Origin of the sequence: Photobacterium makurazakiensis (genome assembly GCF_050336715.1) — a bacterium.
In the GTDB taxonomy this organism is placed as follows: Bacteria; Pseudomonadota; Gammaproteobacteria; order Enterobacterales; family Vibrionaceae; genus Photobacterium; species Photobacterium makurazakiensis.
In genome coordinates, this window is sequence record NZ_JAKJSJ010000058.1 from 21,030 (window position 1) to 40,883 (window position 19,854).

Here is a 19,854-nt window from a genome sequence, read left to right on the forward strand (position 1 = left end):
ATCCCACCTGAGTAATGACGCGTATTTCCACTCATCACCATAAAAAACATTCCATTTCCAAATATTCCCCACCTCAATAGAATATCACCAGAATAAGATACTACGCTGAGTCTCTTTTTTATCGTTATCACACACCTTATTCGGAATGTCGTTCTGTATATTGAAATGTATGTGATACTCCTCTAACATCTGTATAACGCTTACTCCAAGATAGAAACATTCCCCGAGAGAATGAACTAAGACAATACGTTTAAGTGAAGTCAGGGTTACCTCAAGGTCAAGGGAAGACCGAGTTTTGAAAGGCCAGCAGACTCAATGTACATGTTGAAAGAAAAGTCAGTACTCGTGGTAGACGATAGTCCTATCATCCAGCAAACCACAAAAGCCGTACTGCAAAAGTGTGGTTTTCAGAACACCAATTTATACAGCGTCAGCAACGCCGTCGACGCCCTTCAAGTCTGCCGCAGTATGGCGTTTGATATTCTGTTGCTTGACTTCAATTTAGGCAATGGCCGCTCGGGGCTGCAATTGCTTGAGCAGCTTCATCATCTAGATTTGCTCACTCATAACCCGCTCGTGTTAATCATCACAGCCGATGACTCTCTGCCTATCGTCATGGCATTCGCAGAATTTGAGCCGGACGATTATCTGGTAAAACCGTTAAGGCCTAATAACTTACAAAAAAGGTTAGTGGCAAACCTTAGCCAGCAGCAGCTTAATGAGTCTATCTGGCAGGCATTCAACCTTACTGGCGTTACTGGGGCTCGCAAGGCATTACAACAGGCGCAGAATGAGAAAAGCTTTAAGCTGGCGATTACCCAGCTTTGCAAGCGTTTAGCTAAACACCAGCAATTGCCCACAGCCATTGCCTTGCTGAAAAGTTTCATTACCCAGCATGACTACCTGCCTGCGAAACTGCTTCTTATTGAGTTACTGTTAAGGTGTAATAGCCTAGAACAAGCCACCAAAAATACCGCCGAAGTGCAAACTGCTTTTCCCCAGCATATAAAAGTGCTCGATTTATCTGCCCGTATTTATCTAAAGAATAACGATCTACAGCAAGGCTACCTGCTATGGCTTAAAGCCCACCAGCTTAGCCACTATAATCTTGAGCGCCTATTAGGATTGATACTGATTGAAAATACCTTGCTGTCTAAGAGGGGCTACTCAGAAAAGCTACTCAAGGATGCGAATCGCCTCCTTCAAGGTTCGATTTGGGATAGCCGAGATATGCGCTGCCTGCTTAGCTGGGGGCTACTGCAAAATACGCAGAAAAGTGTCTCAAGCATAGAACGGCTGTGGTGCTCTATCAGCAGAGAAGATCAGACGACGGCCGCTGAACGCCCTTATTTACAAATTCTCCAGGCATGGCAGAGCGCCCAACAAGATAGAAAGTTATTGGCTTTCAAGCAAGTGCAGCAAATTTCAGTGAATAACGAAACCAAAAATAGTTACGTCTTCCAGCTACTCTCATACCGACTATACCAATTACTTAATATGCGCTCTGCGATGCAAAAATGTATCTCGCAAATAGCCCTGCTGTGCACCTTAGATAAATGCGACAGCCATAAAGTGATCAAGTATCAGTGGTTAGCAAAAAACAAATCCATTCTGACACCTGACGAAAATTATTACCAAGCCCTTGAGCTGTATCAGCGCTCCCCTGCCTTAGCCGCAAAAGCTATTTTCGCCGCCTGGGAGAATAATCGCTTTGATGACGAGCTGGCCCAGAGTTTGATTCATGTGTATTGCAACGATCAGATTGAACATACACCAACTACACGTGAAAGTTTCATTCAGGCACGCTGGGTCTTTGAATCTCAATCGACCCCTCCTAAATGGTACTCCGCACTTCAGGCCTGTAATTCGATCTTGCAAACCCCCGTTGAAGTGATGACCCGTAAAGCTGCTGGAGCCATCGCGGCATGATAAGAACATTGTTATTGTTACTATTACTGCTGCCAGCCGCAGTATTAGCATCAGAGGATAAACCCACTCTGCGTATCGGTTACCCGGCTTTCGACTGGGCACCGTTTACTTTCGTCTCACAGAAAGGTCGCGTCTCAGGGCTACTGCCTTCTCTCGTGCACGAGCTTACCCATACCAGCGGGTATAACACCAAAACCACGCTTTACCCTACCTTTGCCGATGTACTTCACGCATTCAACAACAACGAGATTGATATTCTTGTGGGCGTATCATCAACCTATGAACGCCAGAAATATATGCATTTCAGTAAGCCTTTAGTTGTCATACCTATGGCTGCGATTAGCCAAACAGATAACATTCAAAGCATTAACCAGCTGAAAGACAAACTCATCGCGGTAGAGCAAGGCTTCGCCATCCGCGAGCAACTACAACAACTCTCGGCCAACCCACTTCAACTGGTATCATTTCCAACCAGTGAACAGGCTTTTATGGCCGTACAACAGGGAACAACCAAAGCTTATATTGGTAACGCCATCACATTAGATGTCATGCAAAACCACTATAGTACGGTTGATCAACTACCACTCAGCCAGCTTGAAGACGTACCTTATGAAAGGCTTTACCTTGCAGCCCATAAATCTAACCGCGAGATCATCGACAAGCTTAACAGCGGCTTGGATAAAATTAGTCAGCACCGCCTTAACAACATCTACGACACATGGCTAACAACATCCCAGCAGCAATATTTATCGCATAAGAACTACCTTAATCTCAATGAAGATGAAGCGCGTTGGCTTGATCAGCGCAGCACACTGAAAATTGCTTATCACCCCAACGATTTCCCCTACCAATTCACCGACAAGTCGGGGTTAATGGCGGGAATGGGGGCAGATGTATTAAGTTTATTAGCCAGGCAACTCAACACTAGCTTGGTACCGTTACCTGAAACTAGCTTTACCAAGATCACCGACATGCTCAACGAGGGGACGATCGATGCCGTAGCCGCTGTAACTTGTACCCCCGAGCGCTTGCAAACACTCAATTGCACCCAACCCTATAGCGAAGAGCGTTGGGTCATGGTGACTTCGGTGACGAACAAACGTGAATATATTGACCGCCAAACAACCATTGGGGTCGTCAAGAACCGTTTTGGTGAGGTGCTGAGTAAACAACTTTATGATGATAACCCGGTCATTCTCTACCAAGACAATAAACCTTTATTGCAAGCGGTACTGGCTGGCGAGATCAATACAGCGGTGATCTCCTTATCAAGTGCTTCCACTCTTTTGCAGAGCAACTACCTAGGCAGATTGAGAGTTTTAGCCTCAAAGCTAGACTCACAGGGGCGCCCTATCGGTATCGCCATGGCCAAAAACAACCCTATCCTGAGGGATATCATGAACAAGGCAATGGCGGCACTTCCCCCAAGTAAGTTCACCGATGTCAAAAACAAGTGGAATACCGTAACCTTAAAAAGTGGAGTGTCAGCCAATAAAATCGTGCTTTGGACACTCGTGATTTTAGCGGTCGTGGCGGTGGCTCTCTGCTCCTTCGCCTACTGGAACCGTAAGCTAAGCAATGAAATCCGCCAACGTAAAAATGCGGAAAATAAGCTCACTTACCTCACCAATAACTTTGATGGTGTGTTACTACAACACTTGCAGCGCAGTGACGATCCCAGCGACATTGAACTGCTGTTTATCAGCGAAAAGATACAAGATCTTATCGGGATCCCAAGCAGTGCATTTTATGCTCAGCCTCAACGGCTGATCGAACTGCTTCAGCAACGTAACGACAACGTCTATTTATTCAATGCAATAAGTGAAGCGGTATCACGCGGGTACTGGCAAACCGAACTTCAGCTGCAATCAGCTGGCGGCGCCAAACGCTGGGTAGAAATACGCAGTCAGGTCTTCCCTGTTGAGCAAGGTTGGCAATGGAACAGTATCTTGATTGATATCAGCCAAGCTAAACAGCAGCAGATTGATTTGGAGTGGGCACGACAACAAGCCGAAAGTGCGACCGAAGCTAAGTCTCGCTTCCTCGCAATGATGAGCCATGAAATTCGCACGCCGATTAGTGGAATATTAAGCTTATTAGAACTGATGGAGCCTTTCTCCAACCGACATAAAGAGACTAAGGGGCTACACAAAAGCCTGGATCAATCAGCACACAATCTATTGAATATAGTGAATGATGTACTCGACTTTTCAAAAATAGAAGCGGGAAAACTCAAGCTATCACCCGCCCCCTGCTATGTGTCAGAGTTACTGAATATGCTGGTTCAACCACACATAATGCATGCAAAACAAAAGGGATTAGGCTTCTCACTTTGGGTCGATCCAGCACTCGCAAACCAACTATTGATCGACGAACTACGGCTAAAGCAGGTTTTAAATAACCTTTTAAATAACGCGACTAAATTTACCGAACAAGGTCAGGTTTCCCTATATATTGATATCATTGATCAAACCATCCATGCACAAACCCTAAAAGTGTCCGTCAAAGATACCGGTATTGGGATCAGCCCCGACGATACCAGCAAATTATTTCAGCCCTTTGAACAAGCTGATGTCAGCACTGAACGCCGTTTCTGTGGTACTGGACTTGGTTTATCGATATGCCGCCAAATTGTCAATTTGATGGGGGGTAATATAGAAGTGGACAGCCAACTCGGTGAGGGAACGACCTTTAGCTTCACCTTTAAGTCTGAGGTATGTGAAAGCGTACCGACTTCCCCTCTTAACCTCCGTTGCGGTTTGATTGGTACAAGCTTGCATGATCACGTAACGCTGCCGCATTACCTAAACTTCTGGCAATGTGAAACCGTTCCTATCAAGCCAAGTGATCACGACCAATTAATGGCAATGGTTGACAAGTACCAGCTCAATACCCTGCTAATCGCGCAATCATGGGCAGTTGATAACCTCAGCACGGAGTGGGTAAATAAACTACCCCGCTCAGTGGCTATCCTGACCTTTTCTGATGTCGCAATGCTATCACCCGAGCCCGATGATCATGGCTGGTTAATATCCCATACTCCATTGCTGCCCGAACACCTTCGCCATGCACTGCTAAACCCAGTGACAACTTTCGACGCCTTAAATAATGACGGTTCAGGCTTTGATGCCCCCCCTATTACCAGAGAGCAAGCAATATTAGAAAACAAGCTACTACTTGTGGCTGAAGATCATCCGATAAACCAACAGATCATCGCTCAACAACTCAGCCATATCGGCTACTACGCTGACATCGCTGACAATGGTAAGCAGGCACTTGAAGCACTGAGTAAATACACGTACCCATTATTGCTGACAGACTGCCATATGCCCGAGTTAGATGGCTATGGCCTAGTAAAAGCCATCCGACAACAAAACATGGCACTACCCGTTGTGGCACTAACAGCAAACACCGCCAGCCATCATATTGAAGAGGCTGGCTTTAACGCCTTTTTGGCAAAACCTGTCTCTCTCACAGTATTGGCTGAAACCTTAGCACAATGGATAACGCCCTTACATCAGACCACAGCAGAGCAACTAACGCATGACGATGAATGGGATCTAGGTAGTTTCAAACAACAAAATAAACCTAAGGAGCCATGCCTAACAAAGGACAATAATCGCTCCCTCAAATCAACAACAGGGAATCAAGAAAGCCCGATCAGCCTAACGCAGCTAGAAAGTATTTTTGGCGAACGTTCGCTCTGTATCAACTTCATGCATCAATATCTCGAGGCCTGTATTACTGACTGTGCTGACTTAAAACACGCAATAACACAGCGCAATCACCAGAGCGCGAAACTCATCTGCCACAGAATGAAAGGGGCGGCGCGGATGATGGAGTTTGAACAAATGGCGGATCAATGCCAACAACTGGAACAACATGCCGCAACTGAAACCATTACCGAGGCGGCACTCGCACCTGTTCGCCACCTAATCCACAAACTAGAACAACAAGTGGAGCAGCTTAAATGAACATATTGCTTGTCGAGGATCACCCCTTTCAGCAGCAAGTTTTGCTGAATCAACTCAGGCAAGTATCTGAGCGTAACTGTAAATTCGCCACAGCCAGTACAGGACGAGAAGCGCTAAACGCCATGCTAACATTCAAACCGGATGTACTTGTTTGTGATCTCAACATGCCAGAAATGGATGGTATTACTTTTCTAGGCCACCTTGCAGAGCAAGGCTTCTCAGGCTGCATTATTATAACCAGTGCGGCCAGCAGTGACGTGATCCGCTCCGTCAGTAAAATGTGCCAGAATTACAAGCTTCACCTCATTGGTAGCCTAAACAAGCCAGCAACCAACTATTTGCTGCACCAATACCTCAGCCAAGCACAAGAATATATTGTGACTGCCCAGCCTCATTCTCAACCACAGTATTCAGTCCATTTAGCAGAGCAGGATATTCAATATGCTTTGGAAGCAGGCTGGCTACTTCCCTATTTTCAACCTATTGTCGATATTGCAACAGGCCAATGGGTAAGCTGTGAGGCACTCATACGTATGCGCCACCCCAAGTTTGGGGTGCTCTCTCCTGCCAGCTTCTTACCTCAGCTTTCTGCCATGCGCAAAGATGCTGATTTAGCGCTGAATAGCATCCACTTTATCCTCAAACATCACGACGAGCTGCAACAAAGAAAAGTCGCGGTAAATATCACCCCCCATACCCTGATTTCAAATGGGTTCGTCGATAAAGTAATTGCCATTAGCGAACACTACCCAATGCTCCCCAAAATCATCTATTTTGAAATCACCGAATCAGATGCCCTCGAAAATGCCGGGAGGAGCCTTGAAGCCGCTGCTCGTTTAGGCATGCATGGGTTTAAATTATCAATTGATGATTTTGGTACCGGTTATTCATCATTGAAGCAACTTGACCTGCTGCCCTTTACCTCGCTAAAAATCGACATGAGCTTTGTACAGGCCTTACCCACCAGCCGCACAGCAAACGCTATCATTGAAGCAAGCCTATTGCTTGCCGAACGGCTCGAGTTAGACACCATTGCCGAGGGCATAGAGGACGTTGCCTTATGGCAATCATTACGCAAAATGGGCTGTAAATTGGCTCAAGGCTATTATATCGCTCGGCCAATGCCGATTAACCATTTAGAGAGCTGGCACCAACAATGGTTGCATCGTTTTCCCGTAGAAGGTATTCAAGATGTACGCCCACTAGCAGCCTCCAACCCATAAAAACAACACGACCGATTACCCTTACACTTAAAGTGAGTTTATGACTACTTTAGCAACAGGTTTTGTAATAAAATAACAATAAAATACGCACTCATGCGGGGAAGTTAAGTAATGTCAGTAAAAGGTCGTATCCATTCTTTTGAATCTTGCGGAACTGTTGATGGTCCGGGTATTCGTTTCATTGTCTTTTTGCAAGGTTGCCTTATGCGCTGCCAGTATTGCCATAACCGCGATACTTGGGATCTTGACGATGGCAAGGAAATCACCGTCGATGAGCTGATTAAAGAAGCCACCTCTTATCGCCACTTTATGAACGCTTCTGGCGGTGGGGTTACCGCGTCTGGCGGTGAAGCCATGCTACAGCCTGAATTTGTGCGAGACTTTTTCCGTAAAGCGCAAGCGCAAGGTATCCACACCTGTCTCGATACCAATGGCTATGTTCGCAAACACACTGATGTCATTGATGAAGTACTTGATGCAACTGATCTTGTCATGCTTGATTTGAAGCAGCTTGATGACACTATCCACCAAAACCTTGTTGGCGTACCGAATAAGCGCGTAATTGATTTTGCCCGCTACCTACAACAGCGTGGGCAAAAAACGTGGATCCGCTACGTGATTGTTCCGGGCTATACCGACGACGAAAAGTCAGCCCACCTTTTGGGTGACTTTATTAAAGACATGGATAACATCGAGAAAGTTGAGCTGCTGCCCTATCACCAGCTTGGTGAACACAAATGGGAAGCAATGGGCTATAACTACCCATTAACAGGCGTAAGTCCACCGTCTAAAGAAACCATGGAAAACATTAAGTCGATTATTAGCAGCTACACCAAAGCTAACGTAATGTATTAGTATCATTTTTTCTGATGCAACAAAAAAGGAGAGCTATTGCTCTCCTTTTTTCTCATCTGTAACCACGATCTTTTTTTAATCTGTTGAGCAGCATGTGTATCAATGGGTAGACATCGCTAAGAAAATCTTCTAATCAAAAATATTGATACTGAGCTAGACCGCTAACACCACCTCTAACAATAAAGACTCACAGCTATTTCATATTTATTATTTTAGAGCTTTATGGGTTTTCATCATTCTGTGTCCTTCGCGCTTAATACACTCAAGCAGCGGATGATCGTCCATCTCCTTGCGCCAAATAAACGAAATTGAACGGTCCATGATAAGTTCAGGTACATTCAGTACCGTTAACTCGCCGCGTTCAATGTGCGGTGCTACATCCAAATAAGGCAGACAGGTTAGGTATTGACTATTAGCAACCATTTTGAGGATCACCGGCACGTGCGAGTATTCACGCCAGACATCTAAATCAGGGATCAACGGAACCATCGCACTTTCAAAAATAGCACGAGTACCTGCACCACCCTCACGCAGTACCCACTGGGCTTGCTCTAATTGCGAAAGGCTTACTCGGTGATGTTTTGCATACGGATGACGAGCAGAGCACACGACCACTAAATGGTCTCGGCACCACTCTTCCTGATGAGTACGGTTATCATCACAGCGACCTTCAATAATACCGAGATCATATTTATAGCTAAGTACACCTTCAATAATAGCTTGGCTACTTCTTACTTCGAGTCCAGTTCTAACTTCTGGGAAGTCAGTATCAATTTTACTGATAAGGTCTGGTATCAAATGTTCCGCAGGTGTTTGACTCGCGCCAATAGTGATACTACCGCTGAAAAGGTGCTGATCTTGGAAGCCGATTTCAATCTGCTCAGCATCTTGCAATAAACGTTTGGCTCTTGGTCTCAGCCAATTTCCCCAATGGCTAAGACGCATATCTTTACCTTGGCGAACGAAAAGATCTTTTCCCAACAATTTTTCTAATTGGCTTAAAGACATGCTCGCTGCGGACTGAGTAACCCCTAACTTTTCAGCAGCTTGGCTGACACTCCCTAGCTCAGCTACCGAATTAAATACTGCTAACTGTTTCAACGAATAACGCACTTTTACTCCTACATTTACACGAGGTGGGATCAACGCCGATAGTTATACTTCAGTTCACCAGTCGGTAAGCCTGACTTTGATATTAGCTTTGTTGATTATACCAAGTTTTATATGCTGGGTAACGTAACCATATTCGCATTGGCTTAGCATTAGCCTTGCTTTTTCCGTTGTTTCTAGAAGGCTATATCACACAACCCATTGATAAAGTTATATTTCATCAGGCTCACTATTAGCTATGTACTGACGATTTTAACTTTTCACCAGTTCCGCTCCTATCAAGCTTTGTGATGAACGTCTACCCCAATGTATGCATAGGTATTACGTAGTTAACTTACTACTTTATCAACTAAATTCACGAAATACCCCAGCCAATAGCCACTATCACTATCTTTGATGAAACTCTGCAAAAGCGCTTTCCTGAAATATTTCCACACAATATATAAGAGAAATTGAATCATAGACTAAGTAAAATCAATTTTACTAATACAACCGTGCTGAGTAATATTCTCATCAACAGCTCAACAGAGCCCGCTTTACCAATGAATTTGAATGAATAATTACCACATTGTTGGTTTAACCCAGGAGATTATTATGAGTGCGTTACTTACAGTTAAGGATATTGTTAACACAAAAAGCCCGACGTTGAGTGCTGAAGCAACTTTGCCATCCGCTATCGACGTGTTGTCTAATAATCACATTAACGGTGCGCCAGTCTGCGACACTAACGGCGGTCTAATCGGCTTCTTATCAACTCACGATATAATGGTAGAAATGTGGTGCCAAGACTACCTGCCAGACCATGATGTTCGAGTAAAAGACCTGATGAAAACAGATCTTGTTTCATTGGATATCAATGATCGCCTTACAGACGTTATCGATTTCTTAGCTTTAGACAAAGAGCAGCTTTATCCAACAAGTGCAATGGGCTACGCAACGCAGCTAAATACGTTGTCACTTGAAGAGCGTGCGAAGTCTATGAGAGTTAACAAACCACAAATATTACCTGTCATTCAAGATGGTAAATATGTCGGAGTAGTATCCCGCCAAGAGGTATTAAAAGCCCTTCGCACACTATTTAACGATGCTAAAGCGCCTGTGGCTGAAGATATTGCCCCAGCCGTTGTCACCTAATCAAATACAAATCATTCACTCATTGCGCACTCTAAACGGAACTTAGAAACTGCATGTACATTCAAATGTACTGGCGAATGCAGCGGTGAGTAGGTCGTAACACGTTTTTTGGAGTTAAAATGGAACAAGTTTCCCACCTTTATGCTTTTAATCATTTCGTTATAGCGATGGCTGCTTTAATAATAATGGTATTGGTTGCCCGCACTATCGTTGCAGGTACAAAATATTCATCACTATTAGTAATCGTCGTTTTTGGTCTAGCCCTAGGCTCACTACTTGTAAAGAGTGGTATGGCAACGCCTGGGCTTGCTGAGTTCCCCGTTGTGGCACTCATCGGCCAGACGACAGTAATAGCATTGATCGCCTCATTCTTTGTTGGCGGCCAAGAAATTAAGCGTTTGCTATCCAAGCAAGATATTGAAGAAAGCGGTGAATTTTTTACCCCTTCAATTCGAGAAGTTGTATTGGGAACAAGCTCTACACAATTAACATTTATTGTGCGCGCTTTTCTATTACTAATTGGTATTCAAACTGCCGACGTTTTGATTTCAGGCCGAGCTGTTAACTCTATTCTCGGTGACTCTTACCTGCTCCTGTCTTACATCTGCCTAGCGATAGCGTTTATTTTAATTGACCGCAGAGCTGTCATCGCAAATAAGGCGCAATATATTCGCAAAGGTCTACTTGAAGTTGTCGCGATTATTCTTGTATTGAACATATCGCTATGGCTAGCCAATGCAATATCGTCAATTATCGGCTTACCGCAAATCTTCTTTGCCATGATTTTGTCTTCAGGTTTGGGCGCAATGCTACCGAAATGGAAGCATGGTCCAACAATGAATGCATTGTTATTTGCCGGTATTCCACTCGTGTTAGCGGGTAGCTTCATCGTGGGTGGCTCTCACATGATTGAAGCCTTCGGGATCCCAGGTCTTCAGAGTGTTATCGTGTACGGTTTCTCTGGTCAGATTTTCTGGATGTTCGGCGGTCTTGCGCTGCTAATATTTGTCGGTAAGTCGAACCATTTACGTAACTTGGCACCAGGTTTAGCCGGTGGCTTATCTCACTCTGGTCTAACGGGTGCATGTACCGCTGGTGACTTTGGCCGCACGGCCGCTTCTCGTGCACCCATCATGATAAACATTCCATTTGCGGGGCATATCTTCGTATTCACGATTTTGGCAGCAAGTGCTGAACGCGGCTCGCTAATGGTTGGCTGGACATTACCGCTGATTTTGATTGGCGCAGCATTTGTTTTCCTTTCACTGAAAAGCCTGCGTTCGGCTCAGGGTTGTGAAAAAACAGAAGTAAAAGGCCTAATGTTATTCTCACTTGGCTGGCAGATCATGGCCGTTTTCGGTAGCTTCACGTTGCTAAGCGTAGCCGGTATGTCACTTGAACATGCTTCTATGTCTGCAGCTTCTGGCCTTTCTCACTTTGGTCTGTTTGCAGCAGTACAAGAAGGAATGTTTGGTGCTACTGCAGCAAGCCTTATCACTTTTACCTTTGCAATGACTTTCCTCGTGCACCCGTTTGTATTCGCGATGTTCGGTAAAGCAGCTGAAAATAACGGTAAAATGGCAGAAAAAGCCGTAATGGTACTGGCGAGCATTGGCTTGATCGGTGTTATTTCTTCGACCTTAATGATTTAATGACGACAGTTAAACCTTAAAATATAGGGGATGATGTAAATCATCCCCTATCTATTTTAGAACTAGACAGATAAACAATGATCACCCTATGGGTTGATTGTCATACGCTGCTTGTTTAGCTGCCTCTAATGATGAATGGGATGCATCACGACCAAATAGTTGCTGAAGTTGCTCTTCTGCATCCGACGTTAATACTAAGATTTCAATACGTCGATTAAGATGGCTCAATGGTGATGATTCATCTAATAGCATGGTGTCTGACATGGCTGAAACTTGCGCCGTTCGAGTACTCGGCATTCCACCATACTCCAGCACTTCTCTTGCCCGCTGCGCCCGCTGACCAGATAACACCCAGTTATTACCAGAAGAGCGGCTATTAAACGAGCTTGCGTCAGCATGACCTGAAATCATAATTGAGTTATCGATAACAGAAAAAGTGGGGGCAATCGCCAACAATAAATCTTCAAAGAAATGTGTTAACTCAGCACCGCCCAATTTAAACATCGGCTTGTCGTTGTCATCATTCACCAAGATCCGTAACCCTTGAGGTACAGCTTCAACGCTTAAGTGATTACTGGCCGATAGAAATTCACTAGTTTGCTTTAAATGGCGGCCTAAAACCACCATCTGCTCATGTGTTTCATAGCGACCCGGCTCTAATGAGGCACCCTCTTCACCTAAGCCACCAAAGTTATTACCGTCACCGTCAACAACATTGATCGTCAAGGAGTTACCTAAGTTTCGAGGGTTACTCGGTTGCTTACTTTGCAAGCCTGGCAGGGCTTTCCCACCCAGATCAACAGCGTACGGGCTGTTATCCGTGAAAAGATCATCATATGGCAACAATTGCTGCTGACCGCTTAATCGGCCAACGATACGCTGCTTCTCATCTTCCGTTGTCACCTGTAACACCCACATCACCATAAAAAAAGCCATCATCGCCAAGGTAAAATCGGCAAAGGCGACTTTCCAAGCACCACCGTGAGACTTTTCTTTCCCTCGGCGGCGGCGTTTTTTTATGATGATTTGATTAGGTTGTGATCGCATCATTGAAATACCTGCTTCGTCACCCAACCTTCCATCTCTGCAAATGTTGGCTTCACGTCAAGCAAAATCAATTTACGACCTGAATCTGCCGCAACCAGTGCAGGCTTACCTGCGGTATAGCTCACCATCATCGCTTTTACACACTCAAAGGCTGATAGCTCACGCTTTACTTGGTTTGCCATTGCAGCACTAAGTGGGTCAAAGACACAGTAACAAAAGAAAATACCTAAGAATGTACCCACTAAAGCATGCGCGACACTGATCCCTATTTGCGCCATATCACCATCGATATTAGTCATGGTGATCACAATACCCATTACCGCCGCCAAAATACCAAATCCAGGCATAGCCTCTGCGGTACTGTGCATAGCATGTGAAGGGTGCATCATGTCTTCTTGAATGGCTTCTAGCTCTTGCTCAAGCATGCTTTCAAGTTCATGCGCATTTATTTTACCCATCGCCATCAAGCGGAAGTTATCGGTAATAAATGTAACGAGCTTCGGGTACTCCAACACTTCTGGATAACTAAGAAATAAACTACTTTGATGAGGCTCTTCAATATGCTCATCAAGTACGCGCATCCCGTTTTGACGTACCTGCTCCAACAGGTGGTACATCAATGACAACAGTTCACGGTATAACTTCCGCTCGTCACGCTTAACGATAACGCCACGTGCTTGATGCCACATTTCCGCGATAACATAATTAGGGTTACCAATAGCTAAAGCGCCAGCGCCCGCTCCTAAAATAATCATCAATTCGGCAGGCTGCCACATGGTTCCTAGGTAACCACCTGCCATGACAAAACCACCAAATACACAGACAATGATGATCAACACACCAATAATTTTTTGCATAACCTTTTCTCCTACAGCTGACTCTTAATCATCATGTTCATTTGTTTAAGAGCCTGCTTATGCAGCTGGCAAATCCGAGCTTCACTGAGGCCAATAACAATCGCAATTTCTTTTAAACTCAGTTCTTTTTGATAATAAAAATCTAAAATCAACTGCTCTCGCTTTGGCAGTTGTGATAACACATTTTTTAGCAAATCATCATCAATTAAGCGCTGAATCGCAGAGTCATTTGATTCGATATCAAAGCTCGAATTCTCGTTTTCAAATAGCTGCTCTAAACTATAAAGCTCTTCAGCTTGAGCGGCATAAAGCAAGCGATTACAGGCTTCTTGGCTAATTTTTAATGTGGCAGCCAATTCATATTCTGTCGGCTGTCTTTTTAACTGCTTGGTTAATTGTTTCGAGACTTTATTGAGCTCATGCACTTGCTGACGCAATTGACGAGGCCGCCAATCACGTCGGCGAAGTTCATCAAGGATCGCACCACGGATACGACGAGATGCAAAAAAACGGAAATTATCATCCATCGCACCATAACGACGAACCGCTTCCAGTAACCCCACTAAACCGATTTGCTCCATATCATCAAGGCCAATACAACCTGAAGCATGGTGGTGTAATTGCCTAACGATTCGCTTCACCATACCAAGGTGTTGTCTCAAGATTTGATCTTCATTCTTTTGAGAAGGTTGAAGCTGCCATTGGGAGTATTCATCTTCCAACGGGGTTTGCATTGCCTCTAATGTCATTGCCATAGCCTTATTGAAGAACCAACTTAGTAAACAACACTTCTTCTATCTGATAAGAGTAACCGTTTAGCATCAGAACCTTACGAAGCTGTGCAAGCACATCTAATTGCAACCGTTCAATTTCATTCATCTGGCGCAGTTCTTCAAAAGTACTTTGGCTAAACATTTTAAGAAGAACGTTGCGTGCTAACGGTTTAAATTCAATCAGCTGATCGTGGGCTTTCGACGAGTTAGTTTTCAGCGCCAGCTCAAGCATTAAATAATGTGTGCGCTCTTCACCATCAATGGTGATAACGAACTTATCAAGGTTCATAAAGTGCGCTCGATTTTCAGATTCTTTATTATTAAAAATGCTGAACTCAGACGACTTATCATTCGCGATAAATGAGTAAGTTGCGATTGATGAAGTCGCAATAAGCACAGAAGCTGCCAATGCCGCCAAGATAAGCTTGGTGCTTACTACATTAATTCTTGCCATGTTATTTTTCCTTACACCATACGAGTCAGACGGTATTCATCCGTCTTTGAAAAAAGGTCTTGCGATGCATACCCATCAGGTTCACTCACGGTATCGTCTTGCTGCATCACTAACTGAGTGGCGGAGCCTGGTTGGGTGTGATCTTGTTGTGACTGGTCACTGACATCCACATCAACAGTGGCACCCGCCAATTGCTTGCTTTCGAGATCTGCCCGTAACCGTTCAGCGCCTTGCTGGACGGCTTCACGTAAAGCAGGATCAACCGCTGCAATATGGATTTGAACTTTGTTATTTTCGACTTTTACCGATAGCTCTAAAGCCCCTAAATGCGGAGGGTCAAGTCGTATACGAGCATGCTGGACATCTTGGTTTAATTGCATTTGCACTCGGTCTTTTAATACCGAGACCAATTGTTGTCCCCATTGCTGTTGGTTTTCCGCCATTTTCACGGGTGCCCACTCAGCTCGAGCTGCATTGCTCGTCGCTTGTGATGACAATGACGCTTCAGAAGCTTGTAAAGGCGAGGCGTCTTGCAAAGAGAGTGTGGTAAATGCATTCGCCTGATTAAGCTGCTGAATTAATACTGGATTAGTCATTTCTTGACGAACAGGAGTCATCGCATTTGAAATAACACGCTCTACAGCTTCTGGAAACGTGACGGTTTCAGCATGGGTATTTACCGCAGAATTAGCCATTGCATGGTGAGGCATTGCAGGCTGAAGTTGCCCCAGTTGCACCGATGTACTTCTTAAGCCATCAGCATGACGCATCATGCCTAACAGCTGATCACGCACATCGTCACCAAGTTGATTGGTAATATTAATAAGGCGAAATTGACCTTCCGGTGGCAACTGTTCAATAAAAGGCTGACCCGTACTAAAAACCCAATCTTCACCTTCGGCAAGCCCCTTTAGCTGATCGTAAAGATCGAACCAATAAGCATTGCTCGCCTCAGGCTGGCTGACATCAAGATGATTAGCAGGTGCCAAGCTAAGAAGCGCTGCAAAATTATCACCGCTAAGCTCTGGGTTGGATACTGGACTCACGGTTGAACTCGATGATGCACCAGCCGATGCCGATATCGCCATTGAAGTCATCGAAGGAAACCTCCGGCAAGATCAACTTGTTGATATTCAGACACCCCTTCTTTCTGGTTCTGAAACTGTGCCAGCATTTGCCCAAGGCGCTCTTTTTCGATTTCACACGCAGACATCGCAGCCAAATGCACTTGTTTCAGCTGCAGCACTTCCCGGCGTACTGATTCAGCTAGTTTCGGTTGCTGCTGCAAATTCGCCAGTATTTGGTAAATTTTCTTATCTAACTGACGAACCTGCTGCCACTCTTGACGCTTATAGGCTTGATTCAATTGAACCGACATCATCCTGATATTATTTGCACTAGCTTCCATGCGTCGCTCCAAAGTTCTGCCAACCTTCTTGAATATTCCCCATAACATTACGCACCTCAGCCAGTTTAGTTGCATCATTGTGAAGGCTGGCTTCAAACAAACGCATGCTGCAAAAGTCATACAGCTGATTCATTTGTTGGGCTAGCTCGCCACCTTGGCGCATATCAAGGGCACTGTTTAGGCCACCAATAATGTCAATGCACTTACCTATCGCTTCGCCTTTTTCTTTCAGACGTTCCGCTGCCATGTGGCCTTCAGCACGGGTTAACGAATCCATAAAACCATCGACTAACATAAGCACCAATTGATAAGGACTCGCAGCAGCAGCCTGTGCTTCGACATCAACTTGTTGGTACGCTTCAAAGCCTGACTCATCCATTAACATTGATCTGCTCCTCTAAAACATAAACATGGAACCGGTCGATTCCATTTGCATCATGGTCTGCTGCATTGCGGTGTATTGACGCAAGTAGCGGTTATAGGTTTTTTCCATACGGGTATCGAGTAACTCTTTCTTATCATCAACCCGATCGATATTGCCTTGCAGGGTATCTTGGCGGCCTTTCAATAAATTACTGCCTGAATTCGATGAACCGGTATAAGGGTCAATAGCCTTATCCAAGGCAGTCAGCACACCCTTGTCACCAAGGAAAATGGCATCTATTTTTTCAGGATTTTCGCTCAGTGCTTTTTCAAAACGGTCATTATCAATTTTTAATGTACCGTCTCGGTTCGCTTCAATGCCGATGCTATAAAGCGTGCCCTCGTCGAATTCTCCTCGGGTGATGTTATTTAGCATGCTCTTCAAACCGCGAGCGGTTGAGTCACTGGCTAGCGCACCGGCCTTGGTAATTTTGATGCTATCTTCGTCATCATCGTCATCATCATCATTTTCTAACTTATAGTCAGACATGGTATGTTTGAGGATGGTATTCACTAAGTCGTTATAGGCATCGACAAATTCGGTTACTGCTTCTTTCGATGCTGATTCATCACTCCCCACCACCAAAGTTAGTGGTTGCTCACCATCACTATGAGCCTTCGTTAATTCAAGCGTTACGCCATCAATCGCGTCATCGATGGTGTTAGTGCTATTGCGAATTTCAAGGCCGCCTTCACCACCCAGCATCACAATCGCATCTTGAGCTCGAGTTAATTCCTGAGGCGGTTTGAAGTAATCGCTTAAATCTCCCTGAACAGAAACACTAAATGCGTTTTCTTCACCCGTTTCAGTGCTACTCAGAATTAAGCTCACTTCATCACCAGAACGCACCACAGAAGCTGACACACCTTCATCAAAATCATCGATATAGTCAGCTAAGTCATTCACGGTTTTATCGCCATCGGCATTAAATGTCGCGAAGTCGATTTCAATCGGCTCGCCACCTTCGACCTCAATGGTGATCACCCCCTCAGTGGGTAAGTCTTCGCCTTTTAAGGTAAAGGCTTCTTGCTGCGCTTGTGCTAGTTGCTTAACAAACAAGTCATAACTGCCTGCACGAGCAGCGCTACTTGCAGACGCATTAAGAAAGCCCTCTTCACTTGGTGTAGCGCTGTTTTTAACAAAACTACTATCAGTGCCGTTCAAATTCTCAAGCGCAGAAGAGAAGCTGCTGAATGCCGAATCAAGGTCTTTCCAAGCATCAAGCTGTGCTTGATAATTTTTTTGTTGGTTGGCATATTGAATATCAAATGGCTGGCGTTGAATCATCACCATTTGCATTGCCATTGAAGCTGGATCCATCATCGACACGGTATTTCTCCTCAAATCAATCATTTAAATAGCAAAAAGCATTCCAACTTTTAAATAAGCATTATTTTGCTAAAACTTGTCGATATAACTATTAGGTTGCTGATATTTACAGCAAACTAGAGGTGCTTTTTTGTTATTACTTAAATTAATCGGAAGTATTACTTCCGCCTAGCGGAAATAATARTAAATTATCATTCCGCCTATTTTTAAATAACCATTCATACTTTATTTAAGCGACCCTTAATGAGGTTTTCTTAATATCACGCCTAAATATCACGCCTTAAATATTTCAAGAAAGTAGTCATGGCATAAATTTAGAACATAAAAAAACCGCAGCCTAAGCTGCGGTTTAACATAATCACTTGGAGTGGTTTGATTATGCTATTTAATCTGGGGGTAATTAGCCTACTAGGCTCATTACCATGCCAGACATGCCATTTGCTTGAGACAGCATCGACATACTCATTTGCGTTAGCATTTGGTTCTTCATCATGTTTGAAGATTCAACTGCGTAGTCAGTATCCATGATACGACCTTTTGCCATTTCTGTGTTTTCTTGCATGTTGCCCAGGTTAGCAATGGTGTGATCTAAGCGGTTGATGTTCGCACCCAGTTCAGAACGGATTGCACCCATACCGATAACGTCAACGTCAATATCTGTACCTGGGTTAGCAGGGTCATCCATCGTGATGGTGCCACCATTAAGAAGACGGTCAACAGCATCCATTGCTTGAGCTGCACCAGATGGTTCTTGCACTTCAGCTAGAGCTACGTCAAACGCCGCTTTGTTTGCAGCTTCAAACGGTGCACCACCTGCAGTTATTAAATCATCCCAATCATTAGCATCACCTTGGAAGCCACTCGCTGTAGCTTGCTCAAAAGTTGCTTCCCAGCCATCAGCGTGAGCATCGTCCGCATTCGTGTAACCATCTAGGTCACCCGTTGCTGGAGCACCAAGATCCAGTCCTTTCAGATCACCAATTGTCGTACGTACATCTTCAAGAGAGCTAGCAATATTAATTGTTAGTGTCTCATCAGTCGTTGCACCAATTTGGAAAGTGATGTCTTTATCTAGCAAGCCACCAGCAGCAAAAAGGTTGTTACCAGAGCCGTACTGAGTATTCTCAATAACGCTCTCTAGTTCATTAACTAGCTGACTCCACTCCGCCTGCATTGCATCATGCTCATTTTCAGAGTTAGTGCCGTTAGCTGCCTGCGTTGCTAGGTCTTTCATGCGGTGACCGATGTTAGTCATCTCGTCGAATGCACCTTCAGCTGTTTGTAGCATCGAGATAGCATCTTGTGAGTTACGAGAAGCAACACCTAGGCCATTTACTTGAGACTGTAGTCGAGTGGCGATTTGTAGGCCAGCGGCATCGTCTGAAGCATTGTTGATACGGAAACCAGTAGAGATGCGCTGCATCGCTTGGTCCATTGCACCAGACGTTTTGTTTAGGTTATTTTGTGTTAATAAAGACGTGTAGTTAGTGTGCATCGATAGCATGTTATTGCCCTCTATTGAAAATTCTGTATTTGAATGTACACAACAATAAAACGACAAATAAAAATGACACTTAAATAAAACTATTGCTTTTTTTTGCCAACGACAATAATTTGTTTTTATTAAATAAAAACAAAAAAAACACTCCAAATAAAAAAGGCACTCTAATAGTGCCCTTTACAAT

At 44.4% G+C, this 19,854-nt stretch carries 16 protein-coding genes; 6 read left to right on the plus strand and 10 right to left on the minus strand.

Features of this window, described 5'->3' with window-relative positions; translation table 11 throughout:
- Positions 1–315: 315 nt before the first annotated feature.
- The 4 genes from L4D09_RS22460 to pflA all read left to right on the plus strand — a co-directional run bounded on the left by L4D09_RS22460 (position 316) and on the right by pflA (position 7,981).
- Positions 316–1,929, plus strand: coding sequence for a response regulator (locus L4D09_RS22460; RefSeq protein ID WP_428459764.1), 1,614 nt, complete (start codon positions 316–318; stop codon positions 1,927–1,929).
- Positions 1,926–5,903 (plus strand): transporter substrate-binding domain-containing protein, encoded by a 3,978-nt coding sequence (locus tag L4D09_RS22465; protein WP_428459765.1) that lies wholly within the window; start codon positions 1,926–1,928, stop codon positions 5,901–5,903. Before L4D09_RS22460 ends, L4D09_RS22465 begins: the two co-directional genes overlap by 4 nt.
- Complete coding sequence (locus tag L4D09_RS22470) at positions 5,900–7,126, plus strand: EAL domain-containing response regulator (protein ID WP_428459766.1); 1,227 nt, start codon at positions 5,900–5,902, stop codon at positions 7,124–7,126. The genes L4D09_RS22465 and L4D09_RS22470 overlap by 4 nt, the downstream gene beginning before the upstream one ends.
- Before the next feature lie 111 nt (positions 7,127–7,237).
- Positions 7,238–7,981: a pyruvate formate lyase 1-activating protein gene (gene pflA / locus L4D09_RS22475; RefSeq protein ID WP_428459767.1), complete on the plus strand. Its 744-nt coding sequence runs from the start codon at positions 7,238–7,240 to the stop codon at positions 7,979–7,981.
- A 207-nt stretch (positions 7,982–8,188) separates the two neighbouring features.
- Here pflA and L4D09_RS22480 read toward each other — a convergent pair whose 3' ends face one another.
- On the minus strand, positions 8,189–9,094 hold the full coding sequence (locus tag L4D09_RS22480; protein ID WP_428459768.1) for a LysR substrate-binding domain-containing protein: 906 nt from the start codon (positions 9,092–9,094) through the stop codon (positions 8,189–8,191).
- A 591-nt stretch (positions 9,095–9,685) separates the two neighbouring features.
- Between L4D09_RS22480 and L4D09_RS22485 the strand changes: the two genes are divergently transcribed.
- Positions 9,686–10,225, plus strand: a complete 540-nt coding sequence (locus L4D09_RS22485; protein ID WP_428459769.1) for a CBS domain-containing protein — start codon at positions 9,686–9,688, stop codon at positions 10,223–10,225.
- A gap of 119 nt (positions 10,226–10,344) precedes the next feature.
- The gene (locus tag L4D09_RS22490; RefSeq protein WP_428459770.1) at positions 10,345–11,877 is read left to right on the plus strand and encodes a hypothetical protein; all 1,533 of its coding nucleotides are present in this window, start codon (positions 10,345–10,347) and stop codon (positions 11,875–11,877) included.
- Positions 11,878–11,958: 81 nt separating this feature from the next.
- Here L4D09_RS22490 and L4D09_RS22495 read toward each other — a convergent pair whose 3' ends face one another.
- The 9 genes from L4D09_RS22495 to L4D09_RS22535 all read right to left on the minus strand — a co-directional run bounded on the left by L4D09_RS22495 (position 11,959) and on the right by L4D09_RS22535 (position 19,673).
- Positions 11,959–12,927: a flagellar motor protein MotB gene (locus L4D09_RS22495; RefSeq protein ID WP_428459771.1), complete on the minus strand. Its 969-nt coding sequence runs from the start codon at positions 12,925–12,927 to the stop codon at positions 11,959–11,961.
- Positions 12,924–13,781 (minus strand): flagellar motor stator protein MotA, encoded by an 858-nt coding sequence (motA, locus tag L4D09_RS22500; RefSeq protein ID WP_428459772.1) that lies wholly within the window; start codon positions 13,779–13,781, stop codon positions 12,924–12,926. The genes L4D09_RS22495 and motA overlap by 4 nt, the downstream gene beginning before the upstream one ends.
- A gap of 11 nt (positions 13,782–13,792) precedes the next feature.
- Positions 13,793–14,530, minus strand: a complete 738-nt coding sequence (locus L4D09_RS22505; protein WP_428459773.1) for a FliA/WhiG family RNA polymerase sigma factor — start codon at positions 14,528–14,530, stop codon at positions 13,793–13,795.
- 10 nt (positions 14,531–14,540) lie between these two features.
- On the minus strand, positions 14,541–15,008 hold the full coding sequence (locus L4D09_RS22510; protein WP_428459774.1) for a flagellar basal body-associated FliL family protein: 468 nt from the start codon (positions 15,006–15,008) through the stop codon (positions 14,541–14,543).
- An 11-nt stretch (positions 15,009–15,019) separates the two neighbouring features.
- Positions 15,020–16,105, minus strand: coding sequence for a flagellar hook-length control protein FliK (locus tag L4D09_RS22515; RefSeq protein WP_428459775.1), 1,086 nt, complete (start codon positions 16,103–16,105; stop codon positions 15,020–15,022).
- Positions 16,102–16,416, minus strand: coding sequence for a hypothetical protein (locus L4D09_RS22520; protein ID WP_428459776.1), 315 nt, complete (start codon positions 16,414–16,416; stop codon positions 16,102–16,104). Before L4D09_RS22520 ends, L4D09_RS22515 begins: the two co-directional genes overlap by 4 nt.
- Positions 16,406–16,801, minus strand: a complete 396-nt coding sequence (gene fliS / locus L4D09_RS22525) for a flagellar export chaperone FliS (RefSeq protein WP_428459777.1) — start codon at positions 16,799–16,801, stop codon at positions 16,406–16,408. Before fliS ends, L4D09_RS22520 begins: the two co-directional genes overlap by 11 nt.
- Before the next feature lie 12 nt (positions 16,802–16,813).
- Positions 16,814–18,163 carry a flagellar filament capping protein FliD gene (gene fliD / locus L4D09_RS22530; protein WP_428459779.1) on the minus strand — a complete coding sequence of 450 codons (1,350 nt, stop codon included), beginning with the start codon at positions 18,161–18,163 and terminating at the stop codon, positions 16,814–16,816.
- A 406-nt stretch (positions 18,164–18,569) separates the two neighbouring features.
- Positions 18,570–19,673: a flagellin N-terminal helical domain-containing protein gene (locus L4D09_RS22535; RefSeq protein ID WP_428459778.1), complete on the minus strand. Its 1,104-nt coding sequence runs from the start codon at positions 19,671–19,673 to the stop codon at positions 18,570–18,572.
- Positions 19,674–19,854: the final 181 nt, after the last annotated feature.